Origin of the sequence: Vibrio sp. EJY3, assembly GCF_000241385.1 — a bacterium.
In the GTDB taxonomy this organism is placed as follows: domain Bacteria; phylum Pseudomonadota; class Gammaproteobacteria; order Enterobacterales; family Vibrionaceae; genus Vibrio; species Vibrio natriegens.
The window spans coordinates 1,277,481-1,294,321 of sequence record NC_016613.1; the positions used below are offsets into that span (position 1 = coordinate 1,277,481).

Sequence of the window (16,841 nt, forward strand, 5' to 3'; positions counted from 1 at the left end):
TTGAATAGGAAGAGACATGATTCTAGTTGTAGGTCATAAGAACCCAGACAGTGATAGTATTTGTAGTGCACTCGTTGCAACTGAACTTCTTACGGCGCGTGGTGTTGAAGCAATGCCAATTCGTCAGGGCGAAATCAACCGTGAAACTCAGCACATCCTTGAAGTAGCTGGCGCAGAAGTTCCAGAACTTCGCACTTCAGTAGCGGGTGAAACTGTTTGGCTAGTAGACTACTCAGATCTAGCGCAAGCACCAGACGACATCGCTGAAGCTGAAATTGCGGGTATCGTTGACCACCACCGTCTAGGTGACGTGATGACAGTAAACCCAATGGAAGCATGGATCTGGCCTGTTGGTTGTACTAACACGGTACTATTCAACATGTTCAAGATTGAAGGTCACGAGATCAAGCCTCAAATCGCTAAGCTAATGATGTCAGCAATCCTATCTGACACAGTGGGCTTCGCTTCTCCAACTTGTACTCAAAAAGACAAAGATGCCGTTGCTGAGCTAGCTGCAATCGCAGACGTACAAGACGTTGACGCATTCACGAAAGATCTTCTGATCGCGAAAACAAACATCGAAGGTCTGTCAGCAGCTGAGCTAGTTGAAAAAGACCTGAAAGGTTACCCATTCAACGGTCGTGACGTAGTAGTAGGTCAGGTTGAACTTGCAACACTAGAGCAAGTTGACGGTATGATCGAAGCACTAGAAGCAGACCTGGAGTCTCGTTGTGAGAAAGATAACCTAGCGTTCGCTGCTGTGATGCTAACAGACATCACTACTGCTCAAACTCGTCTTCTATACAAAGGTGAGTGGGCAGAGAAGCTAGTTAAGCATGAAGACAACGGCATGCTAATGATGGAAAATACTCTAAGCCGTAAGAAGCAAGGCTGGCCTTGGCTTCAAACTGAATTAGCGTAATTTTCACATTACCAGCTTATAATTGAAATGCCCGCCGATAGGTGGGCATTTTTCTATGGGAAACAGGAGACCAACATGTCCGAGGCATTGACCCAAGAGCAAATGGATACCATCAATCGTTATAATGAAGAACAACGGTTGAAGTACTGCGTAAAAGAGATCGTCGCGAATCGCAAGGTATGGATTCTAAAAGATGAACACGGTTGCGTGATGCTGAATACAGAAGATGACGATTGTGTCCCAGTATGGCCGAACGAAGAGTTTGCTCAGCAATGGGCAACAGGTGAATGGGAAAATTGCGAACCAGAAGCCATCTCACTTAATAAGTGGCACAGCCGCTGGACTGTGGGACTGGAAGATGACGAGCTTTCGGTTGTGGTATTCCCAAATCAGAACGAAGAGGGTGTTGTTCTGTTTCCGGATGAGTTTGATTTCGAACTTCGTAAACTCGCTGGTAGACGATAGTTAAATCGCAAGATCATTGACTAGCCCATGAATTAATAAAGCCTGCACATAATGCAGGCTTTTTCATTACATTGAGTGGTTGGGCGCTTTGTAAAAGTGACTTTCAACCAATCGTTGAGTAATTGGGTGCTCAGGGTGGGTAAGAACCTGTTGAGTATCACCACATTCCACCACTTCGCCTTCATGCATGACCATGACTTTATCCGTAATGTGTTTGACGATACCAATGTGCTGCGACACATAAACGAAAGACAAGCCCATCTCTTCTTGTAGTTCTAAGAATAAATTCAGAATCTGTGAGCGCATAGCCATATCGAGACCGTTTAACGCTTCATCCGCCACAATAATCGAAGGTTGAAGTATCAAAGCGCGAGCCAGACAGACACGTTGTTTTTGTCCGGCGGCCAGCATCTGCGGATAAAAGTAGGCATGTTCAGGTAGTAAGCCAACTCGGCGAAGAGTGTCTTTTACACGTTTCATTCGCGCATCCGGCGGCATGTTGGTATTTCGTTTTAACGGACCTTCTAATATGCGACCAATTTGAATTCGTGGGTTTAGCGAGGTATTCGGATCCTGAAAAATCATACGAATCAGCTTGCAGCGCGTCGCATAATCTTTATGTTCCAAACGTTCACCATTTACGCGAATCTCGCCAGAGCTTGGCGCAACAACACCAGCCAGCATACGAGCCAGAGTCGACTTACCTGAACCGTTTTGCCCAATAAAGCCGATAGTTTGCCCTGGTTCAAGGGTGAAACTGACCGGTTTTACCGCGACATTCGTCTGACGTTTAAAAAACCGTGAGCGCGTGACAAATTGCTTCGATAAATTATCGACTTCAAGTAGCGCGCTCATGACTTTTTCTCCGTGTTCAGTGGAAAGTGACAGTTAAACTTATGATTTTTGATTCGTCGGGTATGCGGAATTTCAACACACTGTTTTTGCGCATAAGGACAACGCGGACCTAATCGACAACCGATTGGCAAATGCTGCAAAGGTGGAATCGAGCCAGGCAGAGACTGGAGTTTCTGCTTGTGTGGCACCCAGTCATTAAAGTCTGGCATCGCCTTTAGCAGAGCATCTGTGTAAGGGTGCTTGGGTGCTGCAATTATCTTACGTGTGTCAGCAGACTCAACAGACTGACCACAATACATCACGGTAATGCGGTTTGCCCACTGTGTGATGGTGGTTAGGTCATGGCCAATAAGCAAAATCGTTGTGTTGTTGAGCTGATTCATCCGGCTCAACAGACGCAAGATCTGCGACTGAGTGATTGGGTCAAGGTCATTGGTCGGTTCGTCTGCGATCAGCAATTTAGGCTTAGTGGCAATCGCCATGGCAATCATGATTTTTTGACACTCACCGTCCGTGAGCTCGTAAGGGTAGCTGCCCATTATCCGCTTGTGATCTTTGATACCAACTTTATGGAGTAGGGCAATGGCTTGTTTTTTACGCCACTTAAATCGCTCCCACCATTTACCATCAAAAGATCGAGAAGGGATCGATTCAATTAGTTGGCGGCCCACTTCCTCTGAAGGATCCAGACAGGTCGAAGGCTCCTGAAAAATCATCGCAATATCTCGTGCGATAACTTTACGCCGTTCCTTAGGAGTAAGCTGCAAGAGGTCGATATTTCCCAAGCGCATTCGGTCTGCGGTGATTCGCCAGGTATCTTTGCTAACGCCAACAATGGCTTTAGCAACCAGACTTTTTCCTGAGCCGGATTCACCTACTAAGCCGCGAATTTCACCTTCGTTTAACGTTAGGCTCATTCTGTCTACAGCTCGTACCATTCCCTGAGGTGTTTCAATTTCAATGGTCAAATGACGAATGTCTAATAACGGCATTATTCGATCCCCGCATTAAGCGATCGGCGTACCCCTTCACCTACTAAGTTTAGGGTAATGACAGTAAACATGATAGTGAGGCCTGGCAGGGTTACCGTCCACGGTGCGATGTAAATAAGTTCGACTGAATCGCCCAAAATAGCGCCCCATTCAGTACTTGGTGCTTGTGCTCCCAAACCCAGAAAGCCCAACGCGGTGATATCTAAAATCGCAGTAGAAAGCGCCAGAGTGAACTCTGCGGCGATGACGGTAAGCACGTTTGGCAGTATCGAGCTCCAAAGTAGATAGAAATCATTTGCACCATCCAGACGTGCCGCCATGATGTAGTCTTTTTCTACCTCGGTGTGGACTGCAATGTAAACCGAGCGAATAAAACGCGGAATGAGCGCCAAACAAATCGCCAGCAAGATATTGAACTCGCCGAACCCCAGAAATGCCACAAAAATGATCGCCAATAGTAGCGAGGGAATGGACATTACTGTGTCGAGAAGGTGGTTCAAGGTACTGGATAGTAGACCTTTAGTCATGCCGGCCAATACACCAATCAGGCAACCGATGATGGCTGCCGTGACTGTTATACCCACTGCTGCACCAAACGTGAGCTGAGACCCGATGATAAGACGTGACAGAATATCGCGTCCCAAGTCGTCCGTTCCTAAAAAGTAATCGACAGAACCTGATGGTGACCAAGAAGGCGGTACAAGTAGCTCGCCAGATTGAGCCTGAGGGTCAAAAGGTGCGATTAACGGCGCAAATAGGGTGATTAATACAATGAAAGTGAGACACCATAAGCCAAACATTGCCAAACCGTTAGCGCGGTAACTGCGCCAGAATCGTTCGAACTGAGTTGGAATGTGTTCTTCCTGATAAACGTTATTTGTTAGCATACCATTCCTTTCTCACCAGAGGGTTGATCATGGCACCAATCAAATCCGAAAGGATATTGGCGGTCAGAACCAGGGTTGCAAGCACCATAACGCCTGCCTGAATAGAGGCATAATCTTGGTTTGCCAGCGCATCTAATAGCCAGCGGCCAATACCTGGCCAGTTGAAAACAGACTCGGTAATGATCGCAAGGGTGATCATGCTTGATAGTTGAACGCCGACTTTTGGCACGATTGGCGGAATCGCGTTGCGCAGTACGTGCTGTGTGATGATCTCTCGGTTGGAAAGACCTTTAATTCGAGCGGCACGAATGTAATTTTGACTCATTACTTCGGCAACCGACGAACGCATTAAACCAATAACTTGGGTCGTTGGTGCGAGTGCCAGTACCAAACAAGGCAGCACCATATGCTCAATAACACTTTGCAATGCATGGGCACGATACTCGCCCTTTGCCATAAAGGCATCGACGATGGCAAAGCCAGTCATATGATCGATTTCATACAGCAGGTCATAGCGGCCAGCCACCGGGAAAAATTGATACTCGAGTGAAAATACCATGATAAGTAGCAACGCCACCCAAAAAATTGGCGCGGAATACCCGGACATGGCTAAAAACGAGATACTGGTATCTAACACTTTTCCCTGTTTCATCCCCGCCAGAGTTCCTAATGGAATCCCAATAAACAGCGAAACCAGAAAAGCAAAAAAGCACAGCTCTAACGTTGCCGGGAACACGATGGCTAACTCATCGAAAATGGCATTGCCACTCTTGCTGTAGCCGAAATCAAGCTGTGACAGATTAACAAGATAACTTTGCCAACCCGACCAAAACTCAACTTGTGCCCAATGCGATAGAGGATCGAGACGCAGTAGAGAGAAGCCCACTAAAGTGAGGATCATCAATGTGATGAAAAACAGGTTAAAGCGTCGAATGGTATACAAAAACATCAGTGAACTCTCTCAACTCTATCAAATGGTTGTGCATTGAAAGGGCTTGATTTAAAGCCTGTCAGCGATTTGTCGTGAACACGGAATTGCACACCATGCGCTAGTGGAATAACAGGGAATTGCTCATTCAATATGTTTTGCGCCTGACGGTAGAGGTTCAAACGGTATCGTGGTTCCTGCGTCTCTATCGCTAAATCCAGTAGGAAATCGAAATCATCGTTACACCACATCGAAACGTTCAGGCCAACTCGGTCAGACTCACATGACAATAACGGTCGGAAGAAGTTATCTGGGTCACCCGTATCACCTATCCACCCCGTAAGCAGCAAATCAAGATTGTCCAGATTATCCAAATCGACACGTTCAAACCTATCATCTGTCAACAAGGTTAAATCCACACCAATATCGGCAAAGTTAGCTTGTATCAACTCTGCCGTTTTACGAGGACTTGGGTTGAACGCGCGAGGTTCTAGCGGCACCCACATGGTGAGCGCTAAGCCTTCTTGATAGCCAGCCTCACGAAGAAGCGCGAGAGCGTAATTTCTGTCGTAGCGTATTTTGACACTGTCTTTTTGATAAGCCCATGAGTTTGGCGGGAGCAAGGTGTAGGCCTGAGTCCCTGTTCCGTAATAGACGGAATCCAATATGTTTTGTCGGTTAATCGCAAGGTTAAGCGCTTGACGAACTCGAGGATCAGTCAGCGCAGGGTTGCCAGTATTAATGGCGATGAAAGAGACGTTGTTCGCTGGTGTCGCTTTCAATTCCAGATTTTCATTTTCCTGAATGACTGGTATCTGGCTTGAAATTGGCGAAGACAACACATCGCATTCATTTCTTAGTAATTTTGCCAGTGTGCCGGTTCCACGATGCGAAATATCAAAAACCACCTGTTCCATTTTCGCTGGAGAGTTCCAGTATTGAGCATGACGCTCTAAGCGAATTAAATCATTCACCTGGAACTCTTTTAGCTGGAATGGGCCTGTACCAATGGGAAATTGATCAATCTGCTCTTTATGATCTTTAGCCGCGAGTTGTTGTCCGTACTCAGCTGATAGCAATACTGCGTGGCTGGTGGCAATGTTGGCCAGAAAAGAGAAGTTTGGCTTTGAAAGCTTAAACATGACGGTGTCATTGTCGATGGCAATGACATCTTGCAGCAAGTTCTTGAAATCCAGACCGGCAAACCATGGATACAAACCACCGCCCACTTGATGGAAAGGGTGGTTGTCATCAATGATTCGTTTGAAGCTAAACACGACGTCTTGCGAATTCAGTGCTCGGCTGGGTGTAAACCAAGATGTCGACTGAAATTGAACACCGTGCTTGAGCTTAAACGTGTATTCAGTCCCATCTGCATTTACTGACCAGCTTTGTGCAATATTGGCAACCGGCTTATGGGATGTCGGATCGAGCGTAAGCAACGTATCATACAACTGAGGGCTCAATGCTTCAGCAGTAATACCACTATCAACCAATTGTGGGTTAAATGTTGTTGGCTTACCTTGCCCACAAAACACAAATCCTGTTTGGCGAATATCATTGTGGTCGATCTCATCGCCACAGGCGGTAAGTAAGCTAATCCCGATAAGGCTCAGCGATAATCTTATAAAAGCATTCATAATATGAAATGTTCATTGGATCTTGCTTGTTTCATCGAAGTTACTCATCTGGCGTTACAAGCGAAAATGATCCCGCTAATTTAACACCTTTGTGAACTCGCTCCAAATACAAAATCTTTTGCTCGCAGTGTGTTAGATAAAAAGACCTAGTCTAATTATCACTGTAGACCTAAATTGTTACGCATGTTTAGGTCTCGTTTCTGTTTGTGATAGCAAATATTGAGTTCAACCCGGCATCAACTTTGCCCGACTAACCCATATTTGCGAACCATTCCACGTAATTGATGGTAACTTAGCCCGAGCAATTCTGCAGCCTGACGCTGATTGAACTTAGCTTCTTCCAGCGCACGGTTGAGCAAGCTAATATCTTGCTCTTCTTGCCACTGTTTGTAATCGAGCGGGAAATGAACTTGAGTGCTTTGTTCGGCCACATCTTGTTCTTCTTCTTGCTCATTCGAGTGACCCAAAGCGTTGTCCCAGACGGTTGCGAAAGGATTGAATATCAACTGATCAATTGGATCGGCGTTTAAGCCATGTTGATAGATCGCGCGCTCAATAACGTTTTTCAGCTCCCGAACGTTCCCTGGCCAAGGGTAGTCAAGTAACGAGCGTTCTGCTTCTGCGGTGAAACCGACGAAATATTCAAGCTGAAGTTCGCGGCACATCTTAATGGCGTAGTATTCCGCCAAAGAAAGAATGTCTTCTTTTCGCTCGCGGAGAGGAGGAAGCATGATGACATCAAAAGCAAGCCGGTCGAGCAGATCGGCACGGAAATCACCTTGTTCAGCAAGTTTGGGTAAGTCGGCATTGGTCGCACAGACTAATCGCACGTCGGCATTCAAAGCAGTGTGCCCGCCAACGCGTTCATATTCACCATATTCGATGACACGCAGCAACTTTTCTTGCACTAACAGTGGCGCAGTCGCCAGTTCATCAAGGAAAAGGGTACCGCCTTCCGCTCGCTCAAAACGACCTTTATGTTTGCCTTTTGACCCAGTGAACGAGCCAGATTCATGGCCAAACAATTCAGAATCAATCAAACCTTCGCTCAATGTGGCACAATTTAATGACAGAAGTGGCTTGTCCCAACGTCTTGATAAATAATGCAAACGCTGAGCAATAAGCTCTTTACCGGTACCACGCTCACCAATAATGAGTACCGGGCGTTCAATTGGCGCAAGTTGTGATACTTTATCTAATACAGCGAGAAAAGCGGGCGATTCACCAATCAGGTTTTGCTTCATAGATTCCTTCTTACTTAGCTGCCTAGGTGTGAATTCAATAGGGAATTGGTGAAATTCACCAACAGTTGGTGAAAAACATCATAGCATAATGGTGCATAACAACAACAAAATGCATAACCTATTGATTTTATGGTGGAACTTAAGTTGGCACGTAACTTGTTATGTATTTAGGTAGACACAAGGTAAATCACCACCTTGTCGGGTTTTAATAGGAAAAAAGAGGAGTTCCGTCATGGGTATTTTTTCTCGTTTTGCAGATATCGTTAACTCAAACATCAGTGCATTGTTGGACAAGGCGGAAGATCCTGAGAAAATGATCCGTCTCATCATTCAAGAAATGGAAGACACACTTGTCGAAGTGCGTACCAACTCAGCGAAAGCGATTGCAGACAAAAAAGAGCTGGCTCGTAAAGTTGAGGCTATCGAAGAACAGATCAACGAATGGGGCAAAAAAGCCAGTCTTGCGTTAGTGAAAGAGCGTGAAGATTTAGCGCGTGCTGCTCTTATAGAGAAGCAAAAGCTTGAACAGTTAATCAAAGGTCTTCATACAGAACAAACTTTGGTTGAAGAGACCATTGATAAGTTAACCGGTGAAATTGGTAAGCTGGAAAACAAAATTGCGGAAACACGAGCGAAACAGCAAGCTCTGGCAATCCGTAATCAAACCGCAACTAATCGTCGTGATGTGCAAAAACATCTTCACACTAGCCGTACCAATGAAGCGATGGCTAAGTTTGAACAATACTCACGTAAAGTCGATGAGTTGGAAGCAGAAGCTGACCTATATTCAAGCACTGGCCAGTCAAAATCGTTAGAGCAGGAGTTTGCAGAGCTTCAGGCGCAAGATGAAATTGAAAAAGAGTTGGCAAAACTGAAAGAACAGATGTCATCACAAGATAAATAAAAGAGGAGCCATTTATGACGACATTTTTTATAACAGGACCAGTCATTGTCTTTTTGATCTTTGTCGCTCCACTTTGGCTCTTCTTACACTATCGCAGTAAACGTAAAACGGATAGTGCACTGTCGAGCCAGGATCTGGAGCGCCTTCAGGTACTATCCGAAAAAGCCGAATCGATGCAGGCTAGGGTAGATACACTTGAACGCATTCTAGACGCAGAGTCACCAACGTGGAGACGTAAGTATGAATAGTCGAGAGCTTTATCGTGACCCAGCAAATGGCAAGCTTGCCGGTGTGTGTGCCGGATTTGCTAACTACTTTGGTGTGGAAGTCTGGTTGATTCGTATCTTGGTTATTTCTGCAGGTTTGCTCGGCGGTACGTTTTTGGTGCTTCTCGCCTATGTCGCTTTGGCGTTTATGTTGGAAAAGCAGCCAATGACTTATTCAGAAAATATCAAGGCCCAGCAGGATCATACTCTAAAGAGTAAGCCATGGCAGAAGGGCCAAAGTCCGGAGCAGTTCTTGAGTGTGCTTGAGCGCGATTTTAACCGCATTGATGGCAAAATTCGCAATATGGAAGCGTATGTCACTTCCGATACATTCAGAGTCAACAGAGAGTTCAACAAACTCTGAGGATTATGCAACTAGGATTTTGTTTTAAAGAGCAGGCCCCAAGCCTGCTTTTTGCTCACAAATTCCTCATTTAAATCAATATTATCTCCGCCTCACATGGCAGCTTGAGCATTGTTCATCTAACTTAAATGTAGTCTCTATATTCGTTGGATGAATATGATGAAAAAGTTGCTCATTCCAATAGCCGTTACGGCTGCTTTGTCGGGATGTGGTAAAGAACTACCACCCGTTCCCGAACCAGAATCTCGACCCGCTAAACTTTTTACGGTCTCTGTTGGTAACTCACAGTTTGATCGTCATTTCCCTGCTACGACTGACTCTGGCGATAAAGCCGTTTTAGCTTTTCGGGTTCCCGGGCTACTTCAGTCGATTGACGTTCACGAAGGTCAACTCGTCAGTAAAGGTGATGTGTTGGCAACACTCAACCCCGACGAATACACGCTTCTGGAACAACAAGCGAGAGCAAATTTTGCGCTCGCGGACGTGCAATACCAACGTTATAAAAAGCTTCGTGTCGATCAGGTTGTGTCAGAACAGGACTTTGATGAAGCGAAAGCCAATCACAATTCTGCCAAAGCTCAGTGGGATCAGGCGAAAGCGAATTTGAGTTACACCAAACTCGTTGCGCCTTATGATGGTACGATCTCATACCTTCCTGCGGAAAACCATGAATACGTTGCCGCCAAAGAAGGCGTGATGAATATCCAAACCAATCAATTGATGAAGGTGATATTCCAGCTTCCTAGCCACTTGCTCAATCGTTACGCACCAGGGGTTAACGTCACAGCAAAAATGGAATTTGATGCCTTTCCAGAACGGTCATTCGATTTAACTTTTCAGGAGATCGATACCGAAGCCGACCCTAAAACGGGCAGTTATAAAGTCACTATGGTAATGGAGCGTCCTGAAGGCGTTGGGATCTTACCAGGTATGTCCGGTAACGTGCTTGTTACTTCACTGAACTCTGGCGTTACAACCATTCCCAATTCAGCGCTGTTTGAAGAGTCAGGACAAAGCTACGTCTGGCGTGTAGATGAGCAAGGTATTGTGACCAAAGCCGCGATCACAATGAATGACAAAAATCAGGTTCTACAAGGCCTGGATGATGGTGATGTGATCGTGATTTCTGGCGTCAACGTGATAGAGCCGGGTATCAAAGTCAGAGCTTGGGTTAAGGAAAGAGGGTTGTAATATGAAAAGAATTATAGCCTTAGCTGTCTTATGCTTGCCGTTTTTCATCTCTGGTTGCGGTGATAAAGGCCCTGAAAAAGAGGTGGAAATCCCCCGAGTAAGAGTCGTTTCTTTAGAGGGGAGTAAGGTCGACGATAATCTGTACTTTCCTGCAGTGGCCAATGCGGCTGATCGTTCGCATCTCAGTTTCAGAGTTGCGGGTGAAGTTAGCAGTATCAGGGTCAAAGAGGGCGATAAGGTGAAAAAAGATGACGTTATTGCTACGTTAGACCCGACTGATTATCAATTGGATGTGGACAACGCTTCTGCCCGTTTTTCTGTAGTGGATAGTCAATACCGCCGCTCTCGTCCTCTTGTCGATAAAGGCTTACTGGCTAAATCGCAGTTTGATGAAATTGCTGCTCAGCGCCAAATCGCTCTGGCAGAGCTGAAACTAGCTCAACTACGTTTGTCATTTACGACTTTAAAAGCACCAGTGGATGGCATCATCTCCAGGGTTAATGTTGATCAGTTCGAAAATATTCAAGTTGGCCAGTATATCGTGAATATACACAGCTTGGATCGTTTCGAAGTACTTATTCAATTTCCGGATCGTTTGTACGTCAAAGAGCCTCCGACCGATGAAAGGCTCACCTCTATTCAGGGGGTTGTGCGTGTTCCAAGCGGTAATGAATACATAGGAACCGTAAAAGAGTTTACCACTGAGCCCGATCCCGCCACTGGCACGTTCACGGTTACCCTCTCACTACCGATGCCAAAAGACGAATACATCCTTGATGGAATGGCGGTTGAAGTCACGTCAAAAGATGAAAAAGTCGGTTTGAATTTGAATGTCGGGATTAATGTACCAATCGAAGCGATTTTCAACGCGGATGGCGACGATCTGAGCCGAGAAAACAAGTTCGTTTGGGTACTTAACGACGATAATACCGTTTCTCGCCAACAGATACGCACAGGTAAAGCTTCAAAGACATCGATACAAGTGCTTGATGGGCTTGAATTACACGACAAGGTTGTCGTCGCTGGGGTGTCAAGACTCAGAGAAGGTATGCAAGTAGAAGTGGTTGAGCAGGAGGCAGGTTTATGAATGAGAAAAATAAAGTGCCTCAAACGGACGAAGACGTAACGGGTATCGCGGCTTACTTTATTAAAAACCGTGTTATCAGTTGGATGGTGTCACTGATTTTCTTGATCGGTGGGGTCGCCGCATTTTTTGGATTAGGACGCCTGGAAGATCCTGCTTTCACCATCAAAGACGCGATGGTCGTCACTTCGTATCCGGGAGCGACACCTCAACAAGTGGAAGAAGAGGTGACGTACCCACTTGAAAAAGCCATTCAGCAATTGACGTACGTCGATGAGGTGAATTCTATTTCGAGTCGTGGGCTGTCTCAAATTACCGTAACGATGAAAAACAATTACGGCCCGGATGACTTACCTCAAATTTGGGATGAATTAAGGCGAAAAGTTAATGACTTGAAAGGCACGTTACCGCCTGGTGTGAATGATCCTCAGGTGATTGATGACTTTGGCGATGTCTACGGCATTTTGCTCGCAGTGACCGGAGATGGTTATAGCTACAAAGAACTGCTGGATTACGTTGATTACCTGAGACGGGAACTCGAACTTGTAGACGGTGTGAGTAAAGTATCTGTGTCTGGCACACAACAAGAACAGGTTTTTATTGAAATCTCGATGAAGAAATTGAGCAGTTTGGGTCTGTCTCCCGATACCGTATTCGGACTTCTCTCAACTCAAAACGTAATCTCCGATGCTGGTGCGATCAGAATTGGTGATGAATATATTCGAATCCAACCAACCGGGCAGTTTCAGAATGTCGACGAGCTGGGTGATTTATTGCTGACCGAAGTGGGTGCTCAGGGACTGATTTTCCTTAAAGATGTCGCTGACATTAAACGCGGCTACATTGAGGTTCCAACCAATATCGTCAACTTCAATGGCAGCTTGGCGCTGAATGTCGGTGTTTCGTTTGCACAAGGGGTTAATGTTGTTGAAGTCGGAAAAGTGTTTGATCGCCGACTTGCTGAATTGAAGTATCAACAACCCGTCGGAATCGAGATCTCAGAAATTTATAGTCAGCCGAAGGAAGTGGATAAATCGGTAAGTGGCTTTGTTGTGAGTCTCGCACAAGCGATTGGGATAGTGATCGTCGTATTGCTGTTCTTTATGGGGCTTCGTTCTGGCTTACTTATCGGTTTGATCTTACTGCTAACCGTCCTTGGTACATTCATCTTCATGAAGTACCTGGCCATCGATCTACAACGTATTTCTTTAGGGGCGTTGGTCATCGCTTTGGGGATGCTGGTGGATAATGCCATCGTCGTTGTTGAAGGGATATTAATAGGTACGCAAAAGGGAAGAACGCGCTTACAAGCAGCGACCGATATCGTTACACAGACTAAGTGGCCTTTGCTTGGCGCGACTATCATTGCGGTCACTGCTTTTGCACCGATTGGGCTTTCTCAGGACTCCACAGGTGAGTACTGCGGTACCTTGTTTACTGTGCTTCTCATCTCTTTGATGCTCAGCTGGTTTACCGCGATTTCATTGACGCCATTTTTTGCCGACATTTTCTTCAAAGGCCAGAAAATCAATCAAACGGAAGGCGAAGATAGCGACCCGTATAATGGTATTGTTTTTGTTGCCTACAAGACGTTTCTCGAGTTTTGCATGCGTCGTGCATGGTTCACTGTCGTGGTGTTAATTGTTGGGCTCGCGGCCAGTGTGTACGGATTTATGTTTGTAAAACAGTCCTTCTTCCCATCTTCAACAACACCGATTTTTCAGTTGGATGTTTGGTTACCTGAGGGGACGGATATTAGAGCAACCAATGATAAGCTGAACGAACTTGAACATTGGTTAGCGCAACAAGAACATGTTCAGCATATTACGACGACGGCAGGGAAAGGCTTGCAGCGCTTCATGTTGACGTATGCACCAGAGAAAAGTTATGCCGCGTATGGTGAAATCACCACACGAATGGAAAACTATGAAGCGCTTGAGCCCTTGATGGCGCGTTTCCGAGAGCATCTAAAAGCCAATTACCCTGAAATTAACTATAAACTTAAACAAATTGAGTTAGGCCCGGGTGGCGGTGCGAAAATTGAAGCGCGACTTATCGGTTCTGACCCAACGGTGCTTCGCACGCTTGCCGCTCAGGTAATGGATATTATGTACGCTGACCCTGCCGCGACGAATATTCGACATGATTGGCGAGAACGCACTCAAGTTTTGGAGCCTCAGTTTAACGAGAGCCAGGCTCGTCGTTACGGTATCACCAAATCAGATGTCGATGATTATCTCTCCATGTCGTTTTCGGGGATGAAGATTGGTCTTTATCGTGATGGTACGACGTTGATGCCAATCGTGGCTCGATTGCCTGAAGATGAACGAATCGATATTCGTAACATTGAAGGAATGAAAATTTGGAGTCCGGCAAAAACTGAATTTATCCCGCTGCAACAAGTGACAATGGGATACGATATGCGTTGGGAAGATCCAATCGTCGTCCGTAAAAATCGTAAACGTATGCTCACTGTGATGGCCGACCCTGATATATTGGGTGAAGAAACGGCTTCAACATTGCAAAAGCGTCTACAACCTCAAATCGAAGCGATTGAGATGCCGCCGGGATACTCTATCGAGTGGGGCGGTGAATACGAGTCATCAGGTGATGCTCAGGCGTCGTTGTTTACGACAATGCCAATGGGTTACTTGTTCATGTTCCTTATTACCGTATTCCTGTTCAACTCGGTTAAAGAACCTTTGATTGTGTGGCTGACTGTCCCACTGGCTCTGATTGGTGTTACGACAGGACTTTTGGCCCTGAATACGCCATTTGGTTTTATGGCTTTACTGGGCTTTCTAAGTTTGTCGGGGATGGTACTGAAAAACGGCATCGTTCTGCTTGATCAAATTGAGATTGAAATGAAGTCAGGTAAAGATGCCTATGATGCGGTGGTCGACGCCGCAGTGAGTCGTGTCCGTCCTGTATGTATGGCGGCAATCACCACGATTTTAGGCATGATTCCGCTTTTACCCGATATTTTCTTCAAGCCAATGGCTGTGACGATCATGTTCGGTTTGGGTTTTGCGACGGTATTAACTTTGATTGTTGTCCCAGTCCTGTATCGTCTATTCCACAGAGTCGCCGTACCGAAATAGAATGAGTATAAATCGATAACGCCTCTGGCTAGCGAGTCAGGGGCGTTTTTATAAGGACGTATAATGACAGAAAATAACAGTTGCGCCTGGGCGATGAACCACCCGCTGGAACGTGAGTATCATGATGCTGAGTGGGGAATACCCGTTTATGACGATAAAGTACTGTTTGAATTTATTACGCTTGAAGGTGCACAAGCGGGGCTAAGCTGGATAACCATACTAAAGAAAAGAGAAGGCTACAGAGAAGCATTTGAACACTACGATTTAGATGCTTTGGAGCAGCATGGTGAAGAGCGAGCTGAATATATCGTAGAAAATTATGATGTCGTCAAACATCGCGGCAAGATCAATTCAGTGTTCAGTAACGCAAAAGCCGCTAAGGCGTTGATTGAAGAGTATGGAAGTTTGTCAGAGGCTTTGTGGCAGTTTGTCGACCATAATCCTGTGATCAATCAATGGCAGGATATGAGCGAAGTGCCCGCTTCTACCGAGCAATCAAAAGCGATGAGTAAATTCCTTAAGAAAAAAGGTTTTAAATTTGTCGGAGAAACCATCTGTTATGCGTTTATGCAAGCGGTCGGAATGGTCGATGACCATATCGTCGGATGTCCCTGTAAAACGGTGCAGGACTAACTAAATCAAACTATAAGAAAATGCCCTCGTGTTGAGGGCATTTTTGTGGATATCGATTCCTAAAGTGAAACTTCTTCCTCTAGAATCAGGGCATTGTATCTTGCTAAACCTGCTTCCAGATCGGCGATCAAGTCTTCAACGTCTTCTAAACCAATGTGAAGACGGATTAACGTCCCTTCAAAATGTGGGTGCGAGACTGTGCGTAAGCTGTTAAAGCTCTTTGGCTCATTAGCTAGGATCAAGCTCTCGTAACCACCCCAGGAGTAGCCCATACTGAAGTGCTTCATCCCGTCAAGCAAGGCTGTTGTCGCTTTAGGGCATGATGTTTTGAGTACGAATGAGAACAGACCATTACCGCCGGTAAAATCGCGTTTGAAAAATTCATGGCCTGGAGACGTTTCCAGTGCAGGATGCAGCACTCGCTCCACTTCAGGGCGAGTTTCTAACCATTTAGCCACTTTTAAGCTGCTCTCTGCATGCTGACGAAGACGAACATCTAGAGTGCGTAGACCGCGGAGTCCAAGGTACACATCGTCAGGAGAAACACACTGTCCCATCAAGTAGCTTTGTTCTCTCAATTGTGGCCAATATTTCTCTGAAGCGACTGCCGTGCCCAGCATAACGTCTGAGTGACCGACGATGTATTTCGTCGCAGCCTGCACTGAAATATCAACCCCATGGTCAAACGGAGAGAAGTTAACACCAGCGGCCCAAGTGTTATCGAGTACCACAATGATGTCGTGCTCATGAGCAATACGAGCAAGGGTCGGAACATCTTGTACTTCCATGGTAATTGAACCCGGAGATTCCAGGAAAAGTACTTTGGTATTTGGTTGAATTAAATCACGAATGTTCTCGCCGATCATTGGATCGTAGTAGGTTGTCTCAATCCCCATTTTTTTCATGATGACGTTACAGAAATCACGAGTCGGTTCGTAACACGTGTCAACCATAAGAATGTGGTCACCAGTCTCAACTAGAGACAGGATTGTGTTTGAAATAGCTGCAGTTCCACAAGGGTAGAGAGCACATCCCGCACCGCCTTCAATTTCAACCATCGCATCCTGAAACGCGAAATGTGTGTTGGTACCGCGACGCCCGTAAAACAGCGTTTTGTTCGCGCGGTTAATTGCTGCCTGGTTTTTCTCTGCAACACTGTTAAATACGATGGTTGATGCACGTTGAACTGGTGGGTTAACAACACCGTTTGTCCACTTTTTATCGCGGCCTGCGGTAATCAGCTTGGTCTTTTTACCCTCTGACATATAAATTCCCTGTTTAAATAAAACGATTTTGATTATTTAAAACATGGACTACGGGTTGTTTGCAAGGGAAAACTCTACTATCGAGCCATAACCACTTGGA

16 protein-coding genes are annotated in these 16,841 nt (G+C 45.7%); 9 read left to right on the forward strand and 7 right to left on the reverse strand.

The genetic code is table 11. The features are described from left to right. Positions 1-16: 16 nt before the first annotated feature. Together VEJY3_RS05825 and VEJY3_RS05830 are read left to right on the forward strand one after the other, a co-directional pair. Positions 17-922 (forward strand): manganese-dependent inorganic pyrophosphatase, encoded by a 906-nt coding sequence (locus VEJY3_RS05825; protein ID WP_014231511.1) that lies wholly within the window; start codon positions 17-19, stop codon positions 920-922. Between the two features lie 75 nt (positions 923-997). After that, positions 998-1,387, forward strand: coding sequence for a DUF2750 domain-containing protein (locus VEJY3_RS05830; RefSeq protein WP_014231512.1), 390 nt, complete (start codon positions 998-1,000; stop codon positions 1,385-1,387). Positions 1,388-1,453: 66 nt separating this feature from the next. On the opposite strand, the gene VEJY3_RS05835 is transcribed toward VEJY3_RS05830, so the two are convergent. The 6 genes from VEJY3_RS05835 to pspF all read right to left on the reverse strand — a co-directional run bounded on the left by VEJY3_RS05835 (position 1,454) and on the right by pspF (position 7,933). Beyond that, on the reverse strand, positions 1,454-2,242 hold the full coding sequence (locus tag VEJY3_RS05835) for an ATP-binding cassette domain-containing protein (RefSeq protein WP_014231513.1): 789 nt from the start codon (positions 2,240-2,242) through the stop codon (positions 1,454-1,456). Then, a complete protein-coding gene (locus VEJY3_RS05840) occupies positions 2,239-3,234 on the reverse strand; it encodes an oligopeptide/dipeptide ABC transporter ATP-binding protein (RefSeq protein WP_014231514.1) in 996 nt (331 codons plus the stop codon). Before VEJY3_RS05840 ends, VEJY3_RS05835 begins: the two co-directional genes overlap by 4 nt. Beyond that, positions 3,234-4,121, reverse strand: coding sequence for an ABC transporter permease subunit (locus VEJY3_RS05845; protein WP_014231515.1), 888 nt, complete (start codon positions 4,119-4,121; stop codon positions 3,234-3,236). The genes VEJY3_RS05840 and VEJY3_RS05845 overlap by 1 nt, the downstream gene beginning before the upstream one ends. After that, entirely contained in the window at positions 4,108-5,070 is a 963-nt protein-coding gene (locus VEJY3_RS05850) for an ABC transporter permease subunit (protein ID WP_014231516.1), read from the reverse strand. The genes VEJY3_RS05845 and VEJY3_RS05850 overlap by 14 nt, the downstream gene beginning before the upstream one ends. Continuing rightward, the gene (locus VEJY3_RS05855; protein ID WP_014231517.1) at positions 5,070-6,689 is read right to left on the reverse strand and encodes an ABC transporter substrate-binding protein; all 1,620 of its coding nucleotides are present in this window, start codon (positions 6,687-6,689) and stop codon (positions 5,070-5,072) included. The genes VEJY3_RS05850 and VEJY3_RS05855 overlap by 1 nt, the downstream gene beginning before the upstream one ends. A gap of 236 nt (positions 6,690-6,925) precedes the next feature. Beyond that, positions 6,926-7,933 carry a phage shock protein operon transcriptional activator gene (pspF, locus tag VEJY3_RS05860; protein ID WP_014231518.1) on the reverse strand — a complete coding sequence of 336 codons (1,008 nt, stop codon included), beginning with the start codon at positions 7,931-7,933 and terminating at the stop codon, positions 6,926-6,928. A 232-nt stretch (positions 7,934-8,165) separates the two neighbouring features. Here pspF and pspA point away from each other — a divergent pair, with 232 nt between their 5' ends. From pspA to VEJY3_RS05895, 7 genes are all read left to right on the forward strand, one after another. After that, the gene (gene pspA, locus VEJY3_RS05865; protein WP_014231519.1) at positions 8,166-8,837 is read left to right on the forward strand and encodes a phage shock protein PspA; all 672 of its coding nucleotides are present in this window, start codon (positions 8,166-8,168) and stop codon (positions 8,835-8,837) included. A 14-nt stretch (positions 8,838-8,851) separates the two neighbouring features. Then, positions 8,852-9,085, forward strand: coding sequence for an envelope stress response membrane protein PspB (gene pspB / locus VEJY3_RS05870; protein WP_014231520.1), 234 nt, complete (start codon positions 8,852-8,854; stop codon positions 9,083-9,085). Next, positions 9,078-9,467, forward strand: a complete 390-nt coding sequence (gene pspC, locus VEJY3_RS05875; protein ID WP_014231521.1) for an envelope stress response membrane protein PspC — start codon at positions 9,078-9,080, stop codon at positions 9,465-9,467. The genes pspB and pspC overlap by 8 nt, the downstream gene beginning before the upstream one ends. Positions 9,468-9,626: 159 nt before the next feature. Next, positions 9,627-10,658: an efflux RND transporter periplasmic adaptor subunit gene (locus tag VEJY3_RS05880; protein WP_014231522.1), complete on the forward strand. Its 1,032-nt coding sequence runs from the start codon at positions 9,627-9,629 to the stop codon at positions 10,656-10,658. A 1-nt stretch (position 10,659) separates the two neighbouring features. Continuing rightward, on the forward strand, positions 10,660-11,745 hold the full coding sequence (locus tag VEJY3_RS05885) for an efflux RND transporter periplasmic adaptor subunit (protein WP_014231523.1): 1,086 nt from the start codon (positions 10,660-10,662) through the stop codon (positions 11,743-11,745). Then, complete coding sequence (gene vmeI, locus VEJY3_RS05890; RefSeq protein WP_014231524.1) at positions 11,742-14,843, forward strand: efflux RND transporter permease subunit VmeI; 3,102 nt, start codon at positions 11,742-11,744, stop codon at positions 14,841-14,843. The genes VEJY3_RS05885 and vmeI overlap by 4 nt, the downstream gene beginning before the upstream one ends. A 63-nt stretch (positions 14,844-14,906) precedes the next feature. Next, complete coding sequence (locus VEJY3_RS05895; protein WP_014231525.1) at positions 14,907-15,476, forward strand: DNA-3-methyladenine glycosylase I; 570 nt, start codon at positions 14,907-14,909, stop codon at positions 15,474-15,476. A 59-nt stretch (positions 15,477-15,535) separates the two neighbouring features. On the opposite strand, the gene VEJY3_RS05900 is transcribed toward VEJY3_RS05895, so the two are convergent. Continuing rightward, the gene (locus tag VEJY3_RS05900; RefSeq protein WP_014231526.1) at positions 15,536-16,741 is read right to left on the reverse strand and encodes a cystathionine beta-lyase; all 1,206 of its coding nucleotides are present in this window, start codon (positions 16,739-16,741) and stop codon (positions 15,536-15,538) included. Between the last annotated feature and the right edge of the window lie 100 nt (positions 16,742-16,841).